This window comes from Polyangium spumosum (assembly GCF_009649845.1).
Lineage (GTDB): Bacteria > Myxococcota_A > Polyangia > Polyangiales > Polyangiaceae > Polyangium > Polyangium spumosum.
The window spans coordinates 295,777-319,024 of the sequence record NZ_WJIE01000004.1 but is presented as its reverse complement, the minus strand read 5'-3'; the positions used below and the strand labels follow the sequence as shown (position 1 = coordinate 319,024).

18 protein-coding genes are annotated in these 23,248 nt (G+C 67.2%); 13 read left to right on the top strand and 5 right to left on the bottom strand.

The genetic code is table 11. From position 1 onward, the window contains the following. Positions 1-18: 18 nt before the first annotated feature. The 3 genes from GF068_RS15225 to GF068_RS15215 all read right to left on the bottom strand — a co-directional run bounded on the left by GF068_RS15225 (position 19) and on the right by GF068_RS15215 (position 7,081). Positions 19-1,482 (bottom strand): tetratricopeptide repeat protein, encoded by a 1,464-nt coding sequence (locus GF068_RS15225; protein WP_153820120.1) that lies wholly within the window; start codon positions 1,480-1,482, stop codon positions 19-21. A 9-nt stretch (positions 1,483-1,491) separates the two neighbouring features. Continuing rightward, positions 1,492-5,331 carry a tetratricopeptide repeat protein gene (locus GF068_RS15220; RefSeq protein ID WP_153820119.1) on the bottom strand — a complete coding sequence of 1,280 codons (3,840 nt, stop codon included), beginning with the start codon at positions 5,329-5,331 and terminating at the stop codon, positions 1,492-1,494. Between the two features lie 100 nt (positions 5,332-5,431). Further along, positions 5,432-7,081 carry a hypothetical protein gene (locus GF068_RS15215; RefSeq protein ID WP_240806930.1) on the bottom strand — a complete coding sequence of 550 codons (1,650 nt, stop codon included), beginning with the start codon at positions 7,079-7,081 and terminating at the stop codon, positions 5,432-5,434. 604 nt (positions 7,082-7,685) lie between these two features. On the opposite strand from GF068_RS15215, the gene GF068_RS15210 reads away from it, so the two are divergent. Both GF068_RS15210 and GF068_RS46245 read left to right on the top strand, forming a co-directional pair. Then, positions 7,686-8,345, top strand: coding sequence for a hypothetical protein (locus GF068_RS15210; RefSeq protein WP_153820117.1), 660 nt, complete (start codon positions 7,686-7,688; stop codon positions 8,343-8,345). A gap of 23 nt (positions 8,346-8,368) precedes the next feature. Continuing rightward, entirely contained in the window at positions 8,369-8,821 is a 453-nt protein-coding gene (locus tag GF068_RS46245) for a YraN family protein (protein ID WP_338046397.1), read from the top strand. 73 nt (positions 8,822-8,894) lie between these two features. Here the strand turns inward: GF068_RS46245 and GF068_RS15200 are convergent, their stop codons facing one another. Both GF068_RS15200 and GF068_RS15195 read right to left on the bottom strand, forming a co-directional pair. Beyond that, entirely contained in the window at positions 8,895-9,731 is an 837-nt protein-coding gene (locus GF068_RS15200) for a methyl-accepting chemotaxis protein (RefSeq protein WP_153820115.1), read from the bottom strand. A gap of 91 nt (positions 9,732-9,822) precedes the next feature. Then, complete coding sequence (locus tag GF068_RS15195) at positions 9,823-10,626, bottom strand: HEAT repeat domain-containing protein (RefSeq protein ID WP_240806929.1); 804 nt, start codon at positions 10,624-10,626, stop codon at positions 9,823-9,825. Positions 10,627-10,654: 28 nt separating this feature from the next. On the opposite strand from GF068_RS15195, the gene GF068_RS43580 reads away from it, so the two are divergent. The 11 genes from GF068_RS43580 (at position 10,655) to GF068_RS15145 (ending at position 23,175) form a co-directional block, all read left to right on the top strand. After that, positions 10,655-10,804: a hypothetical protein gene (locus tag GF068_RS43580; RefSeq protein WP_170319474.1), complete on the top strand. Its 150-nt coding sequence runs from the start codon at positions 10,655-10,657 to the stop codon at positions 10,802-10,804. A 151-nt stretch (positions 10,805-10,955) separates the two neighbouring features. Continuing rightward, a complete protein-coding gene (locus tag GF068_RS15190) occupies positions 10,956-12,749 on the top strand; it encodes a carboxypeptidase regulatory-like domain-containing protein (RefSeq protein WP_153820114.1) in 1,794 nt (597 codons plus the stop codon). 128 nt (positions 12,750-12,877) lie between these two features. After that, complete coding sequence (gene ftsY, locus GF068_RS47020) at positions 12,878-14,281, top strand: signal recognition particle-docking protein FtsY (protein WP_338046396.1); 1,404 nt, start codon at positions 12,878-12,880, stop codon at positions 14,279-14,281. A gap of 296 nt (positions 14,282-14,577) precedes the next feature. Continuing rightward, positions 14,578-15,633 carry an outer membrane beta-barrel domain-containing protein gene (locus GF068_RS15180; protein ID WP_240806928.1) on the top strand — a complete coding sequence of 352 codons (1,056 nt, stop codon included), beginning with the start codon at positions 14,578-14,580 and terminating at the stop codon, positions 15,631-15,633. Positions 15,634-15,696: 63 nt separating this feature from the next. Continuing rightward, complete coding sequence (locus tag GF068_RS15175) at positions 15,697-16,620, top strand: hypothetical protein (RefSeq protein WP_153820113.1); 924 nt, start codon at positions 15,697-15,699, stop codon at positions 16,618-16,620. A gap of 241 nt (positions 16,621-16,861) precedes the next feature. Continuing rightward, on the top strand, positions 16,862-17,641 hold the full coding sequence (locus tag GF068_RS15170; RefSeq protein ID WP_338046395.1) for a HEAT repeat domain-containing protein: 780 nt from the start codon (positions 16,862-16,864) through the stop codon (positions 17,639-17,641). A gap of 242 nt (positions 17,642-17,883) precedes the next feature. After that, positions 17,884-19,497 (top strand): hypothetical protein, encoded by a 1,614-nt coding sequence (locus tag GF068_RS15165; protein ID WP_206079479.1) that lies wholly within the window; start codon positions 17,884-17,886, stop codon positions 19,495-19,497. Next, positions 19,494-20,924 carry a cytochrome c3 family protein gene (locus GF068_RS15160; protein ID WP_240806927.1) on the top strand — a complete coding sequence of 477 codons (1,431 nt, stop codon included), beginning with the start codon at positions 19,494-19,496 and terminating at the stop codon, positions 20,922-20,924. The genes GF068_RS15165 and GF068_RS15160 overlap by 4 nt, the downstream gene beginning before the upstream one ends. 174 nt (positions 20,925-21,098) lie before the next feature. Further along, positions 21,099-21,353 carry a hypothetical protein gene (locus GF068_RS15155; RefSeq protein ID WP_338046394.1) on the top strand — a complete coding sequence of 85 codons (255 nt, stop codon included), beginning with the start codon at positions 21,099-21,101 and terminating at the stop codon, positions 21,351-21,353. An 83-nt stretch (positions 21,354-21,436) separates the two neighbouring features. Further along, on the top strand, positions 21,437-22,477 hold the full coding sequence (locus GF068_RS15150; protein ID WP_153820112.1) for a hypothetical protein: 1,041 nt from the start codon (positions 21,437-21,439) through the stop codon (positions 22,475-22,477). Between the two features lie 32 nt (positions 22,478-22,509). After that, positions 22,510-23,175: a DUF3105 domain-containing protein gene (locus GF068_RS15145; RefSeq protein ID WP_153820111.1), complete on the top strand. Its 666-nt coding sequence runs from the start codon at positions 22,510-22,512 to the stop codon at positions 23,173-23,175. Positions 23,176-23,248 lie beyond the last annotated feature (73 nt).

Here is a 23,248-nt window from a genome sequence, read left to right as displayed (position 1 = left end):
TCACCGCGGGCCCTCTTCTCACTGCCCCCCGCCTCCGGGCTTCGCGCCCCCCTCGTCGGTGCCCATGGCTTCCGCCTCGGCGGCGCGGGTCTTCGCCTCCGCCTCGGCCGCCTTGCGCTCCGCCTCGGTCTGCTTGTTGAACTCGATGATCTGCTCGATCTCTTCCATGCGCTCCTTCGAGCGCTTCACCGCATCCGCATACTCGGGCGCGCTCCCAGCCTTGGCGATGAACTCACCGAAGAGCTGCTTCGCAGCGAGCAACATCGGCTCGGCGTCCTTGCCGCCCGACTTCGCCTTGTACTCCTGCGTCAGGATCGCGTCGTTGTAGTACGTCTCCGGCCGATCCGGCTGGAGCTTCTTCGCCTCCGCCAGCTCGGCCGCGGCCGCAGCGACCATCTTGTCGAAGTTCGAGTCGTCGATCTGACCACGAAGCGCCAGCGCGAGCCCGAGGTGCGCGTCGTAATCGTTCGGCCGCATCTTCAGCGCAGCGCGGTAGGCCTCCTCCGCCTGAGCGAACCCGCGGAACTGCAGGTTCACGGCGGCGAAGTTCATCTGCGCCTCGTAGAAGGTCGGGTCGAGCTTGCGCGCCGTGTTGAACGCGCCGACCGCGCCGTTCAGGTTGCTGAGCTCGACCTGGATCATGCCGGCCGTGTTGTGGATCGGCGCGTAGTTCGGGTTCTTGCGGATGGCCTGCGAGCAAACCAGGGCCGCGAGATCCAGAGCCTGCGTGTCGATCTTCTTCTCCTTGCTGACGTTCGTCGCGACCTTCTTCTTGGAGGAGCGACCCGCCTTCTGCTTCGCCGATTCCATGTAAATCAGCGCGAGCAGGTTGAACGCCGGCAGATACCCGTCGTCGATGGCCAGCGCGCTCTGCGCGTAGCGCTTCGCGTTCTGCAGGTCCGTCCGACCATCCTTGTCCGGCTGCAGGTTGTTGCGCTTCATGTGCAACATGCCGAGCTGAACGAGGCCCTCGACGTTCTGGAACCGGGCGTCGACGATCGCAGCTTGGTAGAGCTCATTGATCGTCGCGTCGAGCGACTTCTCCCCCGACTCGGCGAAGGAGTAGATCGCGAGCTGCACCCGCGCGCGATGGAACTTGGGGTCCGCGTCGAGCGCCTTCTTGAAATACTCCTTCGCCTTCGCGTCCTGCTTGCACCGCTGATACGAGACGCCCGCGTTGTAGATCGCCTCGACCAGCGTCTTGCCAGCTTGCTCGTCGGCAGCGTCGAGAAAGATCTCCGCCGTCTGCGCGCAGACGGCCTCGTTCCAATCACGCGCCTTGTCGTGCTTGGTGAAGGCCTCGAGGCCGTCCTTGTACTTGTTCGCCGCAGCGACGGACACAGCGTTGCCCTTGCTGTCCACGATCGCCTGGCCGGTCTTGGGATCCACCGCGGGCTTGCCGCCCCCACCGGCTCCCCCACCGCCGCAACCCACCGCAGCCGTCAGGGCAGCCGTCGCCACAAGAATCGAAAACCTCTTCATGGCTCGCTCCTAGTTCTTCTTCGTGGTGGCGCCCTGGATGGCGGCCTTTTCGGGTGACGTGCCGGGCTTCGCGTCGGCAGGCTTGTCGCCCGACGCCGCAGCAGGCTTGTTCTCGGCTTGCGGCACATCGAGCACGGGCACGAACGCCGTACCGTCGAGGTTCACCGGCTGCGCGCGATCGCTGAGGCCCGAGTTCACGCGCGACGGCGAACCACGGAACTCGTCGATCAGGTGGTACTCGGCGCTGTAGTTCTTCGACAGCCACACCTCGCAGGCACGCGAGTACTCATCGAAGAACTGATACTTGACCGAGTAGTCGAGGCACTTCTTGAAGGCAGCCTTGGCCGACAGCTTCTGCGGCTCGCTCGCCTCGTCGAGCTTCGCGTAGTACTCACCGCGGAGCTCGGCGTAGCTGAGGTCCGTACCCGGGACCATTCCGTTGCCCTTCCACTCCTTGGGAATCGGCGCGGCGCGGAACTCGGCGACGAACTTGCTCCACATACCACCGACGCGCGAACCAGCGGCGATGACCCAGCGCGGCGGAGGCAGCGGCTCGAGGTTGACGATCTTCACGTACTCGTTCGACGCTTGCTCGATCGCCGGCCGCTTCTTCTTGATCCAGTCCATGACCTTGGTCTGGATGTGCTTCATGACGTCGTCGCGCTGACCCGAGCCCTTGTAGATGGGGAACTGGATCTTATCGACTTCCTTCTTCTTCAACTCCGCGAAGAAGAAGAGCGCCTCACCGACGGCCGTCAGCGACTTGGCCAGACGACGGAGCTTCTCATCGTCACCCCCGCCGATGGCGTCGAGCTTCTTCAGCGCGGCCTGCGGATCCTTCCAGTAACCGCGGACCTTGTTGTACTCGGGCGTCGCGCTCGACGGGTTGTTGATCTTCGTGAAGACCCGCCCGAGCATCGCGTGCGCCTGGATCTGGACATCGAACGTCGCGTTGCGATCGATCTGGCCCATGGCCGAGCTGAGCCGCCGCCGCGCGCCGTCCCAGTCTTCCTTGTCGATGTAGTGAGATCCGATGGCGAACGCGATCTTCGCGGCCTCGGAGGGCTTCTGCGACCCGTAGTTCCTGTTGAAGAGGTCGGCGTCCTTGATCGCCTGGTCCTCCTGCCCAAGACCGAGACGGAGCACGACGGCGTCCTGAAGCGCCTCGGCCGCCTTCTCCATCTTCGGGTTCTCACGCGCGAACCGCTCGTACCAGTTGGCAGCCTCGTCGTAGACCGCGATCGCCTGGTAGTTACCGCCGATCTCGTAGATCGACTTCTTGGCGAGCTCGGTCTTCTCGAGGTTGTACTTCGGGTTCAGCAGGATCTGACGCGCCGTGATCGACTTCGCGATGAGGCGCGCGGCCTGGAACGCGCGGGCCGCGTTGTAGAGGATCTCCTCGCTCTTCTCGCAGGAGGCTTCCTTCTTCTCGCACGCCGCCTCGCCGTACTTCTTCCACAGGTCCATGTAGGCCTGCGCGCCCTTCTCGTACAGCTTGATCGTGTCCACGCCAGTGCCACCGGCGTCCGCCGACTCGATCAGCTTCTGCGCGCGCAGACGCTCGATGTCGCGCTGGATGCGCGTCAGGATCCCGCACTGCTCGGCGTTCTCCTTCTCCTTGCCGCCCTTGCAGTACAGGTCGAGGAACCTGGGCACGTCCTCCGCCATGTTGTCGTAGCAGGACGGCCGCGTCGGCTCGGAGTTCGAGCCGAGGATGTTCAACGACTCGAGGTAGAGCTGCGTCGCGTAGATGCCCACGTCCTTGTCGGAGTGGTTGACCGCAACGTCGCGGAACGCAAACGCCGCCTCCTCCCAGTGCTGTGCCTCGAAGTAGGTGCGGGCGCGCGCGTACTTGACCTCGACGTAGTTCTCCTGCGCTTCCTTGTCGTTCTCCGGCGGCTTGATGTAGCAAATGTACCGGTTGAACGCGGTCAGCATGCCCTTCTGGTTGGGGGTGAACTCCTTCGGGGCGTACTTGGCCTTGTCGGCCTTCTTGTCCCCCTTCTTGCCGCCGTCCGCAGCGCTCGGGAGGTTGCCGCTGCCCTTCTTGTCCGAGCCGTCCTTGTGCGTCTCGGTATAGATGTTCTGGTAGCAGAGCACCGCCGCGAACGCGGCCTCGGGAGCGAGCGGACCGCTGGGATCCTCCGCGACGACCGAGTCGAAGGCCGGGCCGCACTTCGCCCAGTCCTTGTTGAAGTACGCGAGGTCGGCCATCGCGTACTTGATCTTGAAGATGTTCGGCCAGTCTTCCTTCACGATGCGCGGGAACTCGAAGCGTGCGAACTGCTCCTGCTTGAAGTTCTGCACGACGCGCTCGTAGAGCGCCGTCGCGAGCGTCATCGTCTTCTTGTCACCCGTGCCGCGAACGCCGCCCGATCCGACGGCCTCGAGGTGCCACGCCATCGCGGTCTCGGTGAGCAGACCCGCGGTCGAGTTCGAGCACTTCAGCTTCGCGTCGTCGGGGTGCCCTTCGGAGACGAACTTGTTGTGCACCTCGAGCATCTGGTCGAGCTCGCCCTTGATCGAGTCCTTGTTGCCCGACTTCATGGCCAGCGTGGCCTCGGTGATGTGTCCCTGGTACTTGCAGAACTTGGGACCACGATCGCGAGCCATGAGGTCTTTGTAGAGCTCGATGCCTTCCTTGTAGTGGCCGGTGTCGAGGTAGTTCTGGCCGAGATCGTCGAGCATCTTGAGCGTCTTCTCGTTGTTGATGCCCGTGTCGCCCGAGAGCGGCTTGAAGAAGTCGTGCGCGGCCCTCGGCGCAGCCGCGAGCGCGTACACCGGGATGATGTCGCGCCGCGCGGAGTTCGCGAGCTCCTTCGCGTTCGGCAGCTGCTGGTACTGCGTGCCGTACTCGATGGTCTTCTTGAACTCGGAGAGCGCCTTCGGGAACTCACCCTGGTTCCAGTAGACGTAGCCGAGCTTGTAGTGCGCGTAGCCCCAGACCTTGTTGTCGGGCGCCGGGTACTTCGTGACCTCCAGGTACGACTGCTCCGCGAGCTGCCACTTGGAGGGATCACCCTGCGCCTCGTTGAAGAAGAGCTCGCCGAACGCGAGGTACGCGTTCGGGATGAACTTCGACTGCGGCCAGTTCTGGATCAGCTCGAAGTACACCTTGCGCGCTTGATCGAGCTGGTTGGCCTGCTCGTACTCGTACGCGAGGTAGTAGAGCACCTCGTCCGTGCAGCCCGTGCTCTTCGTCGGATCCTGCGCGTTCGAGCTCTGGCACCACTTCGGGTAGCCGTTCTTCAGCAGCGTGTAGTACTTGATCGCCTGCTGCCGCGCGGCGACGAGGATCTTGTCGGCCTTCGCCGCCTCGGCACGGAACCCCTTCTCTGCCTTGGGGTTCTTGCGCTTCGCCTCGTCGGCGTTGATGCTCTGCTCGGTCTTGTCGCGGAACGCGGCCGACTCGAGCTCGACGTAGCCCTCCGCGAGGCGCCGCATCAACTTCGGACGATCGGGCGCGTTCTTCGGCGTGTTCGAGAAGAGGCTCTCGAGGCCCTGGATCTCGGTGATCAGCAGCTGGCGCGAGCGCGCCGCCAGCCTGTTGCGACGCTCGTCGCGTTGCGCGGCGTTCATCGACGCCGTCGGGTTCGTCGGCTTGAGCTGGTCGTCACGCTTCTTGAGCTGAATCCCCTGCGGCGCCGACTTGAAGCTCATCGCCGGCTTCTTGCCGGCGCTCTGCTTCAGCGACCCGCCGGGGCACTGCGCCAGCGCGTCCTTCGCCTGTTGCGTGATGCATTCATCGGCGGCCGACGCCGGGCCCGTCGCGACGGCGGCGGTGAAAAGTGCCGCTGCGCCCGTCACGAAACGGAGCTTGCGCAGCGCACTCACGTTGGACTGCTTCATCGTCGTCATCTCCTCAACTGGATAACTCGCAACCCGGAGGCGGCTTTGCCGCGATCCCCCCGGGGCGGCGAATCAGATCGCCGCCCCCTCGGGCCTCCCGCTACTTGCCGCACTTCGACGTGACGACCTGCCGGTAGAAACCGAGCTCGTCGCGCCAGTACTCGCCGTTGAACGGCCACAGAACGTGCTCGTCGTCCGGCTTGACGACGCCGAACACGAGCGCTTCTTCCTTCGTGAGCTGGCCGCTCACGACCTCCTGATCGAGCTTGTTTCGCTCGGCAGCCGTGATGTCGATGAGGATCTTCGAGGCGTCGCGGAGGTGCTCGTTGAGCTCGTCGAGGTAACGCTGGTAGCGCTCCCGCGCGAGCGTGCCCGCGTTGCGGACCGCGAGATCACGAGCCAGCGACAGCGCGTCCGTCACGTCTCCACCCACGGGCGAGTTGCGGAACGCGGCCGGCGCCTTCTTGTAACGAGCGTCCTCCTCGTCCAGCACGCGCACGTACTCCAGGTTGCGGAGCAACTGGCGATCCGAGAGCGCGTTCTCGACGATCGGCTTGACCGTCGGCGAGAGCGCCGCCTTGCCCGCGCGCACGTCCTTCAAGAACTCGAAGAACTTCGCCTCCGCATCGTCGCCCTTGAACCGGTTGAGGATCGCCTCGAGCTCCTTCTTGATCGGCTCGTACCGCTTGCGCATGCGCGCGACGATCGTCGTCGCGTCCTGGTACTGGCAGATCGTGAAAGAAATGACCGCCTTGAGGATGTCCGCCTCCGGATAGAAGGCGTTCGGGAAGTAAGGCGACTCGATCGTGTGCATGTTGCCGAGCGCGTGCGGGTAATCGCCGGCCATGAAGTACGCCCACGACTGCTCGAAGAGCGCGTCGAGCCAGTACTCGCTGCCCACGTCGACGCGGTTCCAGTACTTGACGGCCGCGCTGAGCTTGTTGCCGTCGATCTTCGGGACGCTGTTGTCGTCGAGGCGGACCGACGCCGAGTAGTACGTGCGCGCCATCGAGAGGAACGCGAGATCGCGCATGCGGCTCTCGTCCTCGACGCCCTCCACGCCCTCGTCGAGCGCCTGCACGATGCGCTGGAACGACTTCACCGCGGGCACCGACTTGCGGAGCTGCACGTTCGAGATGCCCGTGAAGAACTGGGCCTGCACGTAGTACTTGCTCTTGGCGTCGACCTTCTCGAAGAGGCCGATGGCCTCCTCGTAGTTGCGGTTGCGGTACTTGTACCGGCCGAGCAGGTAGTTGAGCTGCCAGAAGAGATCCCGCTGCTGCGGGTTGTTGAACCGCGCGACCTGCTCGCCCTTGTACTTACCGACGCGCTCGATGATGTCGGCCGGCTCGGGGAGCTGCGTGGCGAGCTTCGAGAGCCAGAGCAGCGTCTCGTTGAACTTGAGGTGATTCGGCTTGTCCGCGATCTCGGAGAAGATCGCGTAGCTCGCCTGGAAAAACTGCAGGCGATAGAGCGCGATCGCGAGGTGATACTGCGCGATCTGCTTGTTGCCCTCGTCGTCGCCCGTCTCGCCGTCGACGACCTTCTTCAGGAGCAGCGCCGATTCGCTCCACCGCTCAGCGTCGAACAACCGCTTCGCTTGCGCCGCCTCCTCGGTCATCTGGCCCGCGGTCACGGGCCCATCCTCTTCTTCGAGCTCGATCTCCTTGGGAGCGGCCTTCTTGGCATCGCCAGCCTTCGCCGTCGGCGCCGGGCCCTTTTGGGCCCAGGCGGTCGGCGCCACGAGCATGGCAGAAGCAAGAAGACAGAGAGTAGCCAGCCCTTTCCGCATTCGTCGTTCCTCGTCGTTCGGAGGTTGAGGTCGATGAAGGCGACCCGAACCGGCCCAGATACCGTTCGTTAGCTGCTTGATCCGCAGTGGACGGGGCCCTTCGCAGTCGCGGCTCCCCGCGTGTCGTGTACCGGGAGCGATGACCAAAAACTTCAATGAGAATCAGCGGATACTTACGTCTGGCCGCGGATGGTAAAATTATGACGGTTGGCTTGTCAAGCGGCGGGTTTTGAAGCAGCACGAGTCCTGGTGCTGCTTCCGACACCTCTCCAGGGAGTGCCTTGGGGCTCGCCTTCGACCCGCCAAGGGACTCTCGGGCTCTCGGCTCGATCGCGGGTCCACCCGGACCGACCCCCCCGGGGCGCCGACCGGCGGCCGTCCGTCGAAAACCGGCGGCAGTCCATCACGGCGTGCATCGAGAGGTTGACGGTCCGTCTCCCCTTCGATTAGCGTCCACGCTGCTGGCGTCGTTCGCTGAGTCCGCGACGTGGACGCGGGCGGCGCGTCGCGCTCGCGCGCCCCGCATGGAGCAGGGGCGCCCCGGCCCAAGGAGCACGATCTGATGACCCGTTCGATCCTGTCCGGCATGCTTGGTCTGATCAGCGTACTCGCCCTGGGCGGCCTCCCGGTCGCCTGTCAGAGCGGCGGCGTCGGCGACCCCTGCATCCCCGAGGACGAGTACAAAACCGACTTCGCCGGCTTCAAAGTGACCGAGGAGAACATCGAGTCGCGCTCCTTCCAGTGCCAGACCCGTATCTGCCTCGTGAACCACTTCCAGGGCCGCGTGAGCTGCCCCTACGGGCAAACGAAGCCCACGACCGGCGGGACCGCCACGGGCGGCTGCCAGACGTCCACCTCCGGGCCGGACGACGCGAACAAGGCCTGCTGCGTCCCCGGCACCGACACGGTCGTCGAGGCCGAGGTCTGCGGCCAGTGCGCGGAAGACTCGCAGCGTGACGCCGCGCAGGCCGTGTACTGCTCGTGCCGCTGCGGCGTCGCCGAGGGCGCGGACCCCGATCCGAACTTCAACTTCTGCGAGTGCCCGACCGGCTACACCTGCGAGGAGATCCGTCCCGACGTGGGCCTCGGCGACAAGCAGCTCACCGGCAAGTACTGCATCAAGCAGGACACGAAGTTCGTCACCGAAGGCTCCTGCGGCACCGTCAAGGGTCACTACAACGCGACCCAGTGCAAGGGCGTCGGTTTCACCACCGATAGCTGAGACGAGCCGCGACGCGCGCGCCCGTGACGCGTCCTCCTCGTCTCCCTCGCCCCCCGCCCGCCTCTTCCTCGGCGCGCTCTCCTTCACCTCACGTCCGAGCTCTCCCCCCGCGTGATGCGCGCCATCGCGCAGGTGCGCGCGCCGAGGACGCAGCCGCCGATCATTTCGTTCGCATGGGCAACACGATCCTCGGCCGCAACGTGCGCGTGGGTCGCGCCGAGATCGATCTGCTCGTCCGCGACGGCGCCGTGATCGTGGTCGTCGAGGTGCGCACGCGTGGCCCTCGGAGTTATCAGCGCGCGCTCGACAGCATCGACGCACGGAAACGCGCGCGCTTGCGCCTCGCTGGACAGCGGCTCTGGATCTCGAAGTTCGCGCGCGACGAGGCGATCGAGCGCATGCGCTTCGACGCTGTTGCCGTCGTGTTCACGCCCGAAGGCGAGCCGCTCGTCGAGCACATCAAGGCAGCGTTCTGAGGGGAAACACGCTTCGCGCGGCGTCGCGTGATCCTTCGGCAGGACGGCGACGCCGCTCGAGAAGCGCGAGACGTCAGCCGTCGACCTGGGCCTGCATCTCGGCGCGCAGCTTCTTCAACGTCGCCACGCCGTCGCTCGAAGCGTCCGCCTCCATGCGCGTGATCACTTCGTCGATCTGCGCGATCTCGCGCTGCTTCTGCGCGCGCAGGTTGCCGAGCATCTGATCGAACGACTCGAAGAAGTCCTGCATCTCGTCGCCCTTGCGCAGGCGCTCGTGCAGGGCGAGGTGTCCCTCGCCGACGCGACTGAACATGCGCTTCATCTTGAAGACGGGGCCCGCGATCTTGTGCGTGACGACGATGCCCGCGATCCAGATGCACGCGACGAGCAAGCCGAGCGCGAGCACGAGGCCGACGATCAGGTTGCGCTGCTGGGTCTCCACCGCGGCGGCCTGACGCTCGAGCTCGGCGGCCTGCTGCTTCAAGGAGTCGGCGTCCTTCTCGAGGCTCGCTTGTTCTTCCTTGAGCTTCGCCCCGTCGCTCTCCGCGTCCTTGCTGAACTGCTTCGCGAGCTCGGGCGAGTCCTCGTACGCCTTCGCGATGTTCATCTTGACGAGCTCGTCGTTCTTCTTCCGCTCGGCGAGCGCGAGCTGGCCGCGCTTGACGGTCTCCTGTCCTTGCGTGACGAGCGCCTTTTGCTGCACGACGGCCTGCCGGCTCTGATCGATCAGCTTGTTGCTCGTCCACCAGAGGACCACGCCGAGGAGAGCAGAAACGACGAGCGCGATCGCCGCGAGGTACCCCGCGTATTTGAGCTGGAAGCGCTTGTCGAGGAGGAAGTTACGGATGCGGCGCTGCTCGCGGCCGCTCGTGGCGGAGGGCGTGTTGACGGAGCCAGAAGCCTCGCTCATCGGGGGGACCTTGCGCGTCTGTTGCAACGGCGCGAGTTGTTTGCCCATGAGGAGGGGCGGCGCGCCGGATCCGCTCCCCCTCGCTGCGATATCACATCGACGCGACGACCTTCGCAAAGCTGTCGATGGCGTTCTCCACGCACATCTTCATGAGCACGTTCTCGCTCTGCACGTCGGTCTTGGGCGTGTCGGATTGCGTGAGCTTCGGCGAAAACTCGCCTTGCAGCGCCTTGCCCGGGTACGTCCACATACTCACGCGCACGATCTGCGTGAGGTTCCCGTTCTCGTAGACCGGCGGCTCGACGCTGGCGATGAGATAAAAACCCTTCAGCTTTTTCGAGTTGACGACCTTGCCGCCTTGTGCAGGCTTCTCGCCCTTCGGCGCGACGGCATAACCGGCCTTGCCGAGGAGCTTCGACTGCATCGCCGAGCGCACGATCGCCTCGACCTCGGCCGCGGGTCGCTTCGTCTTGTTCGAGATCTCGATCGCCACGTAGTACTTCGCGTCGGGGCCGGGCGGTGGAGGTGCAGACACGCCGCCGCTCTTCAGCGTGTCGATCGACTTCTGCATCTGCGTCTTCGTGGAGCCGCCCTTCTCCTTCTTGAGCGCCGCCTGCAGGCACGGCAGGCCCGCGGGCTTGCCGAGCTTGCCGAGCGCGGCCGCCGCGGCGACCTTCACCGACTCGTTGCCGTCCGCGAGCGCGTCGCAGAGAGGCTTGACGGCGGCGTCGTCCCCCGAAGCGCCGAGCGCGAGCGCTGCCTGCGTCCGCACGCGGAAGTCGTCGCTCGTCTTGAGCTGCTGGACGAGATAACCGGTGCGAGGATCGGCTCGCACGACCTCGGGGGTGAGCACGAACAACGAGAGGGCCGCGACGACGGGGACGCTCTTTCGCATTCGAGGTCCGAAGATACACGAGGTCCGCGTGCGAATGGAGGGAGCTCGATCCGAATCAACGGTCGTGGAGTTCTCGATCACGCGATCACCCGTCGTCATCTTCATCCTGCACCTCTCCCGTGCCTCGACGCAAAGCGGCACGATGCAGGTCGCTCCGCCCCGGGGGGACGTGGAGTGACCTCGGTCGCCGAGATCCGCCGCGGCTACGAGGCGCGGAGGAACCGTGGAGACTTGGACGGGCCTCGCCCGAACTCGCTTCAACGGCAGGCATTGACGATGCCGCAGCAGAAGCGCTGGTCGCGCGGGGAGTTCCCGCATATAGGAAGGGGATGTCCCGCAGCCGAGGTGCCCAGGCGAGAGCCTCGTCGCGCCCGCTGTGCGCGCTCGTCGCCTTGCTCGTCCTCCTCCTCTCGGCGCCCGTCGCGGCGCAGACACGAGGATCCGGGGGCACGATCCGGATCCAGGTGCGAGGCGGCGCGCAGATCAGCGCCGCCGCGACCGTCGAGCCGTCCGGTACGATCGTGCGCGGCGAGCTGCTCGACGACGCAGGGGCCGCCGTGGCAGGCGCGACGCTCACGCTCCGTGCGATCGCAGAGGGCGGAGCCGCCGTCAGCCTGCCGACGCCCTCGACGTGTGACGCGACGTCGCGGCGGTCGCGGCGGTCCGTTCGGCTCTTGGGCACGGACGCGTACGAAGTGCAGACCGACGACCGCGGCGCGTTCTGCGTGCGCGCCGGCGCGCCGCTCGGGCAGGCCTCGATCACGCTCCGCTTCGACGGCGACGAGCTCAGGGATCCAGCCGAGAGCGTGGTCCGACTCGATACGGCAGACGCTCCGCTCGCGCGCACGATCCTCCGCTTCGAGCCCGCGCCCGACGTGATCGATCTCGATCGCGAGAACGTCCTGCTCACGGCGTCGCTGCGCGTCGATCGCGCCGGGTCGCCTCGATCCGGCGCCGCGCGGCGCGAGGGGCTCGCGATCAAGCTCGAGGACGAGCGCGGCACGCGCATCGCAGAGGGGCAGACCGGCGGCGACGGGCGCGTGCGCTTCGAGATCCCGACCGCGTCGTTCCCCGACCCTGGATCGGGCGAGCTGCGCTTGCGCTTCGAGGGTACGACGGCGCTCGCGAAGGCGACCACGACGCAGCCGATCGTGCGGCGCGCGGAGGTGCGGCTCGAGCTCTCTCATCCCGTCGACACGGGTGATCCCGAGGATGGCGTCGGCATCGACGTGGATGTCACGACGTCGCGAGGTCCGGTGACGGGCGGCGTGGTCGAAGCGCTCCGCGGGAAGGAGAGCGTGGGCGCGGGGGCGGTGCAAGGCGGCAAGGCGCACGTCATCGCTTCGTTCGCGCTCGAGCGCGCCGGCGTCGTACCACTCACGCTGCGCTACGTGCCGGCCGCGCCCTTCTACAAGGCCGGGGCGAACCTGAATGTCGACGTGAACGTCAAGGGGCCGGGCATCGCGCGACAGATCCTGATCGCGCTCGTGGTGCTGGCGGTGACGGCGTGGATCGTCATCGGCTGGCGCCGCGCGCCGATGCCTCCGAAGAAGGACGAGGACGACGAACAGCATCCCGTGCCCTCGGGGCGCGCTGGTGTCGAGGTCGTGCGAGCGTCGGCCGGGCAGGGTGGTTACCGTGGCTCGGTGCTCGACGCGCATGATGGAACTCCGATCGCCGGCGCGCAGCTCGCCGTGGTGGCGCCCGCGTTCCAAGGTGACGGTGTCATCGCGCGCGCGACGGCCGACGAGCGCGGCAGCTTCGTGCTGGATGTGCCCTACCGCAGCGATGCGCGTCTCGTGATCGAGGCGAAGGTGCACAGCAGATACGAGCAGACGCTCCCCCCGCCGGGGGTGCTGCGCGTTGCCCTGATCACCCGCCGCCGAGCGTTGCTCGATCGGCTCGTGCGATGGGCGCGACGCACCGGAGCGCCTTTCGACACGCAACCCGAGCCGACGCCCGGACACGTCCGGCGGGCCGCTTTCCGCGCGAACAACGCGGAGATCGAGTCCTGGGCGAGGGCCCTCGAGCACGCCGCTTACGGCCCCTCCGTCGTCGACGAGGGGGTCGAAGCGTCGCTCCTCAACGACGAACCCAAGGGCGGCCGAAAGCCGGGAGGATGACGTGAGCCGCCCCCGAACCCCCCACCCGTGCGCTCCGTCGGCGCTCGCCGCCGAGCACACACGTTGACGTACGGGTACCGTCCCATATAGTCGCGAACCAGTTCGCCGACCGCTGGAGAACGCACATCGTGGACCCCCTCTACATCGTCATCATTGGTCTCGTCGTGGTGGCGCTCGTCGCCTTCTTCCTCACGAGGAAGAAGCCGGAGGCGCCCAAGAAGCTCGAGACGCCGCCGGAGCCGAAGAAGCTTTCGGAGAAGAAGGCGCCCGAGCGCGAAGAGCCGGCCAAGGCCGCGGGGAAACCCGGGAAGGAGGAGCCGAAGCAGGCTGCTCCGGCAAAGGCCAAGCCGGTCGAAGAGGCCAAGGAGGCCAAGAAGGAGGACAAGAAGGCTGCCGAGCCTGCGTCGGCCGTCGTGGAGAAGCAGCCCGAGCCCGCGCCCGACGCGAAGCAGCCCGAGGCGAAGCAGCCCGAGCCTGCGCCGGTGCAAGCTCCCACGCCCGCGGCAGAGGCCGCGCCGAAGGCTGGGGAGGCGGGCGCGATCAAGCCGATCGCGGCGCGTGAACCTCCGGCGCCTTCGGCTCCGCGCAAGAAGGACGTCGAGGGTCTGCGCCGCGGCCTCACGAAGGCGCGCGAGAGCGAGGGCTTCTTCGGTCGCTTGAAGGCGCTCTTCGTCGGCCGCAGCGAGGTCGATCCCGGCCTCGTCGATCAGATCGAGGAGGTGCTCTTGACCTCCGACGTCGGCGTCAAGACGACCGAGGCGCTGCTCGAGGAGATCCGCACGGGCATCAAGGAGAAGAAGCTCGTCAAGGACGAGCACGTCTGGGATGCCTTGCGTCGTCGCGCGCGTGACCTGCTCGGTGGCAGCGGCGGTGGCATCAAGTTCCCCGCGCGCCCGACCGTGGTGATGTTCGTGGGCGTCAACGGCGCGGGCAAGACGACGACGATCGGCAAGCTCGCGACGAAGCTCAAGGCCGAGGGCCGCACGGTCGTGCTCGCCGCGGGTGACACGTTCCGCGCGGCGGCGGTGCAGCAGCTCGTCGTGTGGGGCAAGCGCGTCGGTTGCGAGGTCGTGAGCGGCAAGGATGGCGCGAACCCGGGCGCGGTCATCTACGACGCGATCCAGAAGGCTGCGGAGATCGGCGCGGACGTCGTGCTCGCAGACACCGCGGGTCGCTTGCACACGAAGACGAACCTGATGGACGAGCTCAAGAAGGTCGCGCGCACGATCGACAAGGCGCTGCCGGGAGCTCCGCACGAGACGCTGCTCGTGCTCGACGCGACGAACGGACAGAACGCGCTGCAACAGGCGGCGATGTTCAAGGAGGCGCTGCCGCTCTCGGGCATCGTGTTGACGAAGCTCGACGGCACGGCGAAGGGCGGCGTCGTGCTGGGCATCTGCGCGGAGCACTCGCTCCCGGTGCGCTACATCGGCATCGGCGAGCGTCCCGACGAGCTGCGCGACTTCAACGCCGACGAGTTTGTCGAAGCGCTGCTTGGTCAGGCCGACGAGTCAACGGACGCGGCGGCGTGAACCTCTGCGCCGAGCACGAAACACGCGCGACGGGGCCCCGACCGGGATCGGAGACGGGGCCGCGTCGAGCACGTTCCGGACGTACGGCGCAAACTACGTGGATATCGTTTGATTTTCTTGCTCGTACGCGAGCGTCTCGTGGTTGGATGGGCGTGGATCGTGTCGCGGCGCGTGTCGCTACGCGAGCAGTGGGGACGGTCCTGCCCCATCCGATCCGTCAGAAGAACCGATTTGGTTGTTGATTCCCTGATTTTACGCGTGATATAGTCCGTCCCGCTTGTCGGTAGACCGTTTTTTTGAATGAAGTCGCGCAGTTAGACTTGTACGGACGGACCGGACCGATCGATGCTCACGTCGCACGGACTGCGGAAGGGATGGCGATGAACCAGGTTCGCGTGGGGCTCCTCGTAGCGGCTGCGCTGCTGGCCATGCCGTTGACGGCGGCAGCGCAGCAGCAAGGACAACCGAAGGAGATCAACCTCGACGAGGAGGGAGCCGCGCCTGCTGAAGCCCCTACCGAGGGCGAGGGCGCCGGCACAGGCGAGGGTGAGGGCGAGGGTGAGATTCCCGGCGGCGAGGGTGAAGGACTAGGGGACATCTGCAAGATCGACCCCTCGGCCTGCCCGAGCATCAACATGGATGAGGCCGCGAAGCGGGACATCAACGCCGAGATGTACGCGGTGCAGCAGATCTACGCGCTGCGCCGGTTCCGCTTCGAGATCACGCCCTACTTCGGGATCACGATGAACGACCAGTTCGTCGCGCACCCCGCGCCCGGGCTCGGTCTCAACTTCTACATCACCAACGTGCTCGCGGTCGGGGTCAACGGCAACTTCTACGCCGGGTTGAACTCGCCTTCGAACTTCAACTTCCAGACGAGCCGCGCGGCGCGCGTCGGTGTTCCGATCACGGAGTACGCCTGGAACGCGAACGCGAACTTCTCGTACGTGCCTGCGTACGGCAAGTTCGCCGGGTTCGGCGACTTCATCTTCCACTACGACTTCTACGTGCTCGGCGGCGTGGGTGCGATCGCTACGCGCCCGATCGCCGTTGTCGACCCCGACAACCGCACGTTCGAGTTCAAGCCTCGGCTGTCGTTCCACGTCGGCGGTGGCCTCCGCATCTTCTTCAACCGCTGGTTCGCGGTGGTGGCGGAGCTCAGCGACTACATCTTCTTCGACGAGCTCGAGAACCCGGGTATCGCGACCGGCGTCGACGCCAACAACAATCCGAGAGCACAGGATCCGACGACCTGGACCGCGCCCGAGACGAGCTTCACCAACAACGTCCAGGCGCAGGTCGGGTTTTCGGTCTTCCTGCCGTTCAGCTGGGAATACCGGCTGCCCAAGTGAGCCGAGGGGCAGCGTGGCGTGCAAGGAACATCCGGGACGATTCAGCCAAGTACGGGGACATGCATGATGCGTCGATTCGTGAATAGCCTTTGCGCGTCTCGCCTGCTCCGCAGGGGCATGCTCGCGGCGCTCACGGGATGTGCAGCGCTCGCCATGAGCGCGGGCGCCGAAGCGCAGGAGATTCAGCTCACGGGTCCCCTCGCGGGGGCCCCGGCCGTGCGGAAGTTGCGCCTGCATCGGGCAGGTCGCATCGAAATAACACCGAGCGCGTCCTTCACCCTGCTCGACGAGTATCAGCGCACGATCATGCCTGGTCTGCGCGTGATGTACCACCCGACCGACTGGATCGGGTTCGGCGTCTGGGGAGGCTACGGCATCCAGACGACGACGTCGCTCACCGACGAGCTTCAGGTGAAGGCCATCGACGACCGCAACTGCAGCGCGAACCCGAACGACTCCGCCTGCAAGCTGACGGCCGTCAACCTGACGCGCGGCAACCTCGCTCAGGATCAGCTTGGCCGCATGCAGTGGGTCGCGGCGCCGCAGGTCACGGTCGTTCCGTTCCGCGGGAAGCTGGCGCTGTTCGCGTCGTTGTTCGTCGACACCGACATCAGCTTCTTCGTGGGCCCGGCCGTCATCGGCGTGCAAGAGCGCGCGCCCTGCGGTGCAGACAACGACGGCAACCAGCTCACCGAGCGGCCCTGCGCCTCGCAGGAGTCGTTCCAGCTCGAGAGCCGCATCGCCTTCGCGCCCACGTTCGGCGTCGGCTGGAACTTCTACCCGACGTCGTTCTTCGGCTTCGGCGCGGAGTACCGGGCGCTGCCCTTCGCGTGGAACACGTCCGGCTTCGACAACGCCGGCGCGGGCAACGATGAGGCGTTCCCCGACACCGCCGTCAACAACAAAGATCGGCAGTTCCGCTTCAACAGCATGATCTCGGTCAACCTGATGTTCTCCCTCCCCATGAAGGTGAAGAACAGCGACTGACGGAGACGAAGCCGGCTCGAAAGAGCCGCGGACACGCCCCGGGATGCGGGCGGCCGAGACGGAGATCAACCTCCGCGAGGTCGCCCAGGCATCACGGGGCGTGTCGCTTTCGAAGCACGAGAGGCCGCCCGCGAAACGCCGGGAGCGCTCGTCAGCAGGCCGAACACTTGCTTTGTCCGTGATGAGGGCCTATGCGAAGCCTGCTCCAGCCCTACCCTTCGGGCCGGAGCGCGAGGTAGAGGTGGGCATTTTCGACTTCCTCCGTAGCAAGGGCGCCAAGAGCGCGCCTCCGTCGGGCAGCGCGCCCGCCGTCGACAAGAAGATCGCCGGCCCCGCCAAGGTCGTCGCAGACAAACGCGCCCAGACCTACGACCGTCTGGAGGCCATTCAGGCCCTCGTCGACCTGAAGACGCCGGAGGCAGCCGCCGCGCTCCTCAAGCGCTTCAACTTCACGATCGATCCATCGATCACGGACGCGGAAGAAAAGGACCTGGCGTTCCGGGGCATCGTCGCCGCGGGCAAGGACGTGGTCCCCGCCGTCATCGAGTTCTGCACGAAGGCCGAGGCGCTGACGTGGCCGCTCAAGGTGCTCGGCGCCGTGCTCGACGAGGACGAGTATCGCGAGGAGCTGCTCGATCTGCTCGAGGGCTTCGACACGGAGTACGCGCGCAACGTCGAGCCCAAGATTCAGATCATCCAGGCGCTCGAGGAGATCGTGCACGAGGACGTGCGCACGGCCGTGGAGCGCTTCTTCGAGGACGTCAACGAGACCGTGCGCTTCCACGCGGTGCAGACGACGTTCGCGCAGGCGATGCCCGAGAGCGTCAAGCCGCTCATCGACATGCTCGTGAACGAGGAGTCGGTCCGCGTGAAGAACAAGGCCGCCGAGGGCCTCCTGGTGCGCGGATGGGCGATCCCCGAGGACCGTCGGGATGCCGTCGCGGACGCGCTCGGCGACACCGGCGGCTACACCGTCGGCGAAGGTGGCAAGATCGTGAAGCGCTCGCTCCGCTTCGGTTGATCCGACGCGTAGCGGATTGCGCGCTCCCCCTGCCCTGCCGGCGCAGAGCAACATGCTCGCTCCTCGTCCGTGTTGACAGCGCGGCCCACGCTGAAAGAGGATCCGTGCTGCCCCGACGTGTTCGGGGTGTGTCGAACGCCCAGCGGCAGCCGCGCGTGATCCGCGCACGCTCCCCGGCACCACTCGACGGAAAGCGAGCATCCCAGGCCGTGAGGGGACATCGATCGACGCGCCTTCCGCGCGTGGTTGCATCCGGGCTCGCCGCACTTGCCACGGCGATCACCGCGCATCCGCGCGACGCGCGCGCCCTCGACTTCGAGGTGCAGAGCGACACGGCCGCGCAGGCCTACCAGGTCTCGAGCCCGTGGGGCGACACGATCCTCGATCGGCGTCGCCTCATGCAGACGCTGTCGCTCGGCGTGTACAACCTGCAGGGCGATCACAAGCCGGGCAGCGCCGATTTTTCGGTCGTGCTCCGCATGCGCCTCGACGCCGACTTCGGCATCAACGCGCACCTCGGCGCCGCCGATCGCGGCGGCGAGACGGCCTATCAGATCGAGGCGGGGCCCGGCGTGCGGTTCGTGCCGGGCCTGCAGCAGGCGCCGGTCGATCTCATGTACGCGTACGTCGAAGGCCGGAACCTCTTGAAGGGCTGGCTCGGCTTTCGCGCGGGCCGGCAGTACGTGGTCGACTCGCTCGGCTGGTGGTCGTTCGACGGCGCGCTCGCGCGCGTGACGACGCCGTACTTCGTGCGAGCCGAGCTCTACGGCGGCCTCGAGCAGCGCGGGGGTTTGCCCCTGTCGACCTCGCGTTTCGAGCGGCAGGGCGTCTGGCGCGGCAACCACGCCGGCTTCGGCACGGCGGGAGATCAGCCGAGCGTGACGGACTTGCCGTCGTACCAGTTCACGCAACCCGCGCCGGCGTTCGGCGTCGCGCTCGAGAGCAACGGGCCGAGCTGGATCCACGGGCGGCTCTCGTATCGACGCGTCTACAACACGGGCACGTCGGTGACGCAGCAGTTCCCCGATCCGACGGGCGGCTACCGCACCGCGGAGGGGCTGCGCGTGTCGCAAGATCGGCTGGGGTACGCGCTCGATCTGAACAAGAGCGACCTCGGCGCGATCAAGGGCGGCTTCACGTACGACTTCTACAACCAGATCGTCGGCTCGTATTACGGCGGGGTCGAGGCGTACCTGGGCAAACGCGCGACGATCGGCGCGGACATCGACTACTTCGTGCCCACGTTCGACGCGGACTCGATCTTCAACTGGTTCACGAAGAGCCCCATCACCACGGCCACGGCGCGCGTCTGGGTCGCGCCGACGCGCAGGCTCGATCTCTCGGCCTACGGCGGCGTGCGGCTCTGGATGGCCGACGGCGATCCCGAGACGTTCGGCGCCGAGCAGTGCAGGGCCTCGGGGCTCTGCAGCGGCGACCAGGAGATCGATCCCGCGAACACGAAGGCGTTCACGCGTGATCCCGACAATCGAGCGATCTCCACGACCGTCGACGCGCTCGCGAACGTGTCGGGGCGGTATCGCTTCGGCACGGCCGAGGTGGGGCTGCGCGGCATGGTGCAAGCCGGCGCGCGTGGGCACACGGGAGGCGCGGATCTCTCGGGCGAGAAGCGCTTCGACGGCGGGCGTTACCGCGTCGGCGGGCGCGTCTCGCTCTACGACTGGAGCGACCCGCTGCGGCCCGACCGCGGCGCGACGTCGTTCGGCTACGTGCTCGGCGCGGGCGTGCGGCCCGTGCAACAAGCCGACTTTCGCGTCGAGTGGGAGCACGACATGAACCGGCTCGTCGGGCAGCGCTTCCGCATCGTGGCGCTGCTCAACTTGAGGCTCGGCGGATGATGATGATGAACGCCTCCAAGGGAAACGCGTCACGCGCGCGCAACGATCGTCGATCGAACGGACGACCGCTGCCGGGTTGGCTCGCCCTCGTGGCGTGCCTGTCGGCGCTCGTGCTCGGCCTCGTGGGCCCCGACGCCTCGGCGCAGCCGGTCCCCGAGACGCCGCCTCCCGAGGACGCCCCCGCGGAGAGCGCGGCGCCGCCCGCGCCGCCTCCGGGTGGCTACAAGAGCGGCCTGCATCCGATGCCGAACGACGCCGAGACGCCGCTCGCGTTCATGCCTCCCGGCAGCGGGGCGAGCCCCGTCCCGAGCGAGGAGATCTACCCGCCGCAGACGATCACGATCCGCTTCAACCACAAGAAGCACACGAAGGATCTCAAGCAGACCTGCAAGTCCTGCCACGCGGCCGCGTACACGAGCGACAAGGTCGCCGATCGTCTGATGCCGAAGGCCGAGCAGTGCGACGCCTGCCACGACGTCGATCACTCGGACCTGAACGCGGTGAAGGCGGGGACGGACGCGAACGGGCAGTGCGTCTTCTGCCACATCGGCGACAAGGCCGGCGCGAACGGCGCCGTCGCGCCGATGGTGCTGCCGAACGCGAACCTCGTGTTCACGCACAAGAAGCACCTCGACCGGAACATCCAGTGCGGGCAGTGCCACGGTCAGGTCGGCGAGCTCGAGCTCGCGACGCGGGATCAGCTCCCGCGCATGGCCGGCTGCTTCGCGTGCCACAACATGAGCGGCGCGGCGCAAGGCCAGGCGAAGGGCGCGTGCACGACGTGCCACACGGCGCGGAACGACGGCCGCATGCTCACGAGCTTCACGACGGGCAACCTCGTGCCGCCGCAGTGGATGCACAACGCGGCGCACACGCCGGACTTCATCGAGCGGCACAAGTCGGTCGCCGCGAACGACAGCGCCTTCTGCGGGAGCTGCCACACGGTCAACGAGTGCACCGACTGCCACGACGGCCGCGTCCGTCCCCGCAAGGTCCATCCGAACGACTGGCTCTCGATCCACGCTCAGTCCGCGCGTCAGGACAACCCGCGCTGCTCGAGCTGCCATCAGGCCCAGACGTTCTGCGGCGACTGCCACCGCCGCGTCGGCGTCGCGCGGGACACGGCGAGCGGCAACCGCCTCACGGGCCGCCGCTTCCACCCGCCCGCGGCCGAGTTCACCACGGCGCCGCGCGGACCGAACCACCACGCCTGGGAGGCGATGCGGAACTTGAACGCCTGTGTCTCCTGCCACACGGAGCGTGATTGTGCGACATGCCACGCGACGAAGGGCCTCTCGGGCGGGCACGGCGTGAACCCGCATCCGCTCGGTTTCCGCGACAAATGCGCCGTGGCGTTCGCGCGAAACCCTCGTCCTTGCCTGGTTTGCCACCAGTCGAGCGACCCGCTCGTGAGGGCGTGCCAATGAAGATGCGTCGTCCGTCTTGGTCCACGCGGAGCGGCGGAGCTCCGCCGGACGGGGCCGGGCTCCCGAAAGCTCCGACATATTCCTTGCGCTGCCCTTCTAGCGACGGGTATAGCGAAGGGCGACGGAGCGCCTCCTCCTCCGCGGAGGTCGCGCGCGTCGTCAAGGAGAACGGGCGTGAAGGAGCTGATCAAGTACCTGCTCGACAATCTTTACCTCGACTTCCAGGGCGAAATCACGCTGGAGACCGTGCGGAATTTCCTCCGGGAAGACGACGGCCGGGAAGCGCGGCAGTTGCTCGCGAAGCTCATCGAGGAGAAGGGCGTCGACGACATGCTCATCACCCTGGCCGACTGCTTGAAGGAGCACATCCGGACCGGCGTGAACGAAAGGGTGCTCCAGGAACAACTGTCGACCTACTCCGAGAGCTGATCGGCTCCAGCGGCCTTTTTTTCGCCCCGCGCGCCCTCGGCGCCGCCCTGCTCGCCACGGCCCTGCCCCTCGTCGCCTGTGACGTGGGCAGCCCGGAGCGCGAGGCCATCGACGCCCCCCCCGTCCACCTGGTCGAAGTCGAGCTGTCAGGCGTCGACGCCGGCGGTCAGCCCACGACGCTGACGCTCACGCCGAGCGCGCCGGCGCCCGTCGACGGGAGCCGCGCGCTCTCCACGACGAGCCTGCGAATCACGTTTGATCGGTTCCTCTTGCCGGGAGAGGCGATCCGGCAAGCGATCTGCCTGCAGCCGAGCGCCGAGCCGGTGCCGGTGCTGCAGCAGTGCACGATGGGCGTGTTCCTCGAGCCGAGCTACGACCCGGTGTTCCGGCGCATCACGTATCGACTGCCGGCGTCGGCGACGCTCGTGCCCGACACGAAGTACTGGCTGACGGTGCTCGCGCCGACGGAGACGTCGCCGTTCGGCGTGCGCGCGTTCGACGGCGCGCCGTTCGAAGCAAACGTGGTCCTGCAGTTCACGACGGCCGCGATGGATCCGCCCGGCGGGCCCGTGGATCCGGCGCTCGACGAGGCGGCGCAGCGCGCGGCGTCCGAGGAGCTCTTCTGCGCGGCGAGCGCGTGCGTGGCGTCGTGCGCCGTGGATGATCAGCTCTGCATCGACAAGTGCCCCGTCTCGAAGAGCCTGACGATCGGCTGCGGCGGATGTCACGGGCCGATGGAGCTCGGGGCCGCCGTGATGGGGCTCGATCTGTCGGGCGTGGAGCGGATCCCGGCGATGATCGGGCGCGTCGCGAACCAGACGCAGACGGGCGAGCAAGCCGACGAGGCAGACCTCCGGCCGCGCCGATTCGGTCGGGCGATGCCGCACGTCGACCCGGGAAACGCGGGCAACAGCTACCTGCTCTACAAGATGCTCGCGAGCCCGATCTACACGCGCATGGCCGCCGCAGCGGGGCTCGCGCCGGGCGAGATCGACAGGCTGCGCGCGTCGGTCGTCGTGGGCTTGCCGATGCCGCCGTACGATCTCTACGCAGCCCCGCAGTCGAGCCTCGAGGCGCTCAGCGCGTGGATCAGCACGGGCGCAGAGACGCCGGCCTGCCCCTGAGGACACGCCCCTCGGCGTGGTAGGTTGTCGCCATGCCTTCGCATCTGTTTTCGCGTGACGCGCTCGCCTGCGCGCTCGTCTTCGTGTCCCTCGGGAGCGCCGGCTGCGGCGAGGATCCGCCGCTCGGGCCCACGGGCCCCGCGGAGACGGAGGTGCTGACGCCCGACGCGCCGCCGCTGCCCGGCGAGACGGAGTGCCGCGTCGTGAAGACGACGAACATCCCGGTCGCCTCGGCGAACCACGTCGAGCTCTGCGCGGACGTCACGTACGAGACGAACCCGCCGAGCGGAGGAGATCACTGGGGCCAGTGGGCGGCGTTCAAGAAGTACACGACGCCCGTGCCGCGCGAGATGTACGTGCACGACCTGGAGCACGGAGCCGTGGTGCTGTCGTATCGCTGCGAGGATGCGTGTCCCGAGGTCGTCGCGGCGCTCGAGAAGGTGTTCGACGAAGCCGCGGCGGATCCGCTGTGCTTGTCGGGAGGCGCGGGGCCGAAGGCGAGGCTCGTGCTGACGCCGGACGCGGAGCTCGAGGCGCCCATCGCCGCGGCCGCGTGGGGCGCGACGTACACGGCGACGTGCATCGACACGGCGTCGCTCGCGGCGTTCGTGTCCGAGGTGTACGGCAAGGGGCCCGAGGCGACCTGTTTCGACGGCGTGGACGTCGAGGCGGCGCCGCCGGACTGCCCGGCCAAGTAGCCTGCGCGCCGTCCTCCGCCCCTCCCCTGCCCCGCGGCGGCGCCCTCGAAAGGGGTCCTCATGCCACCGGCGT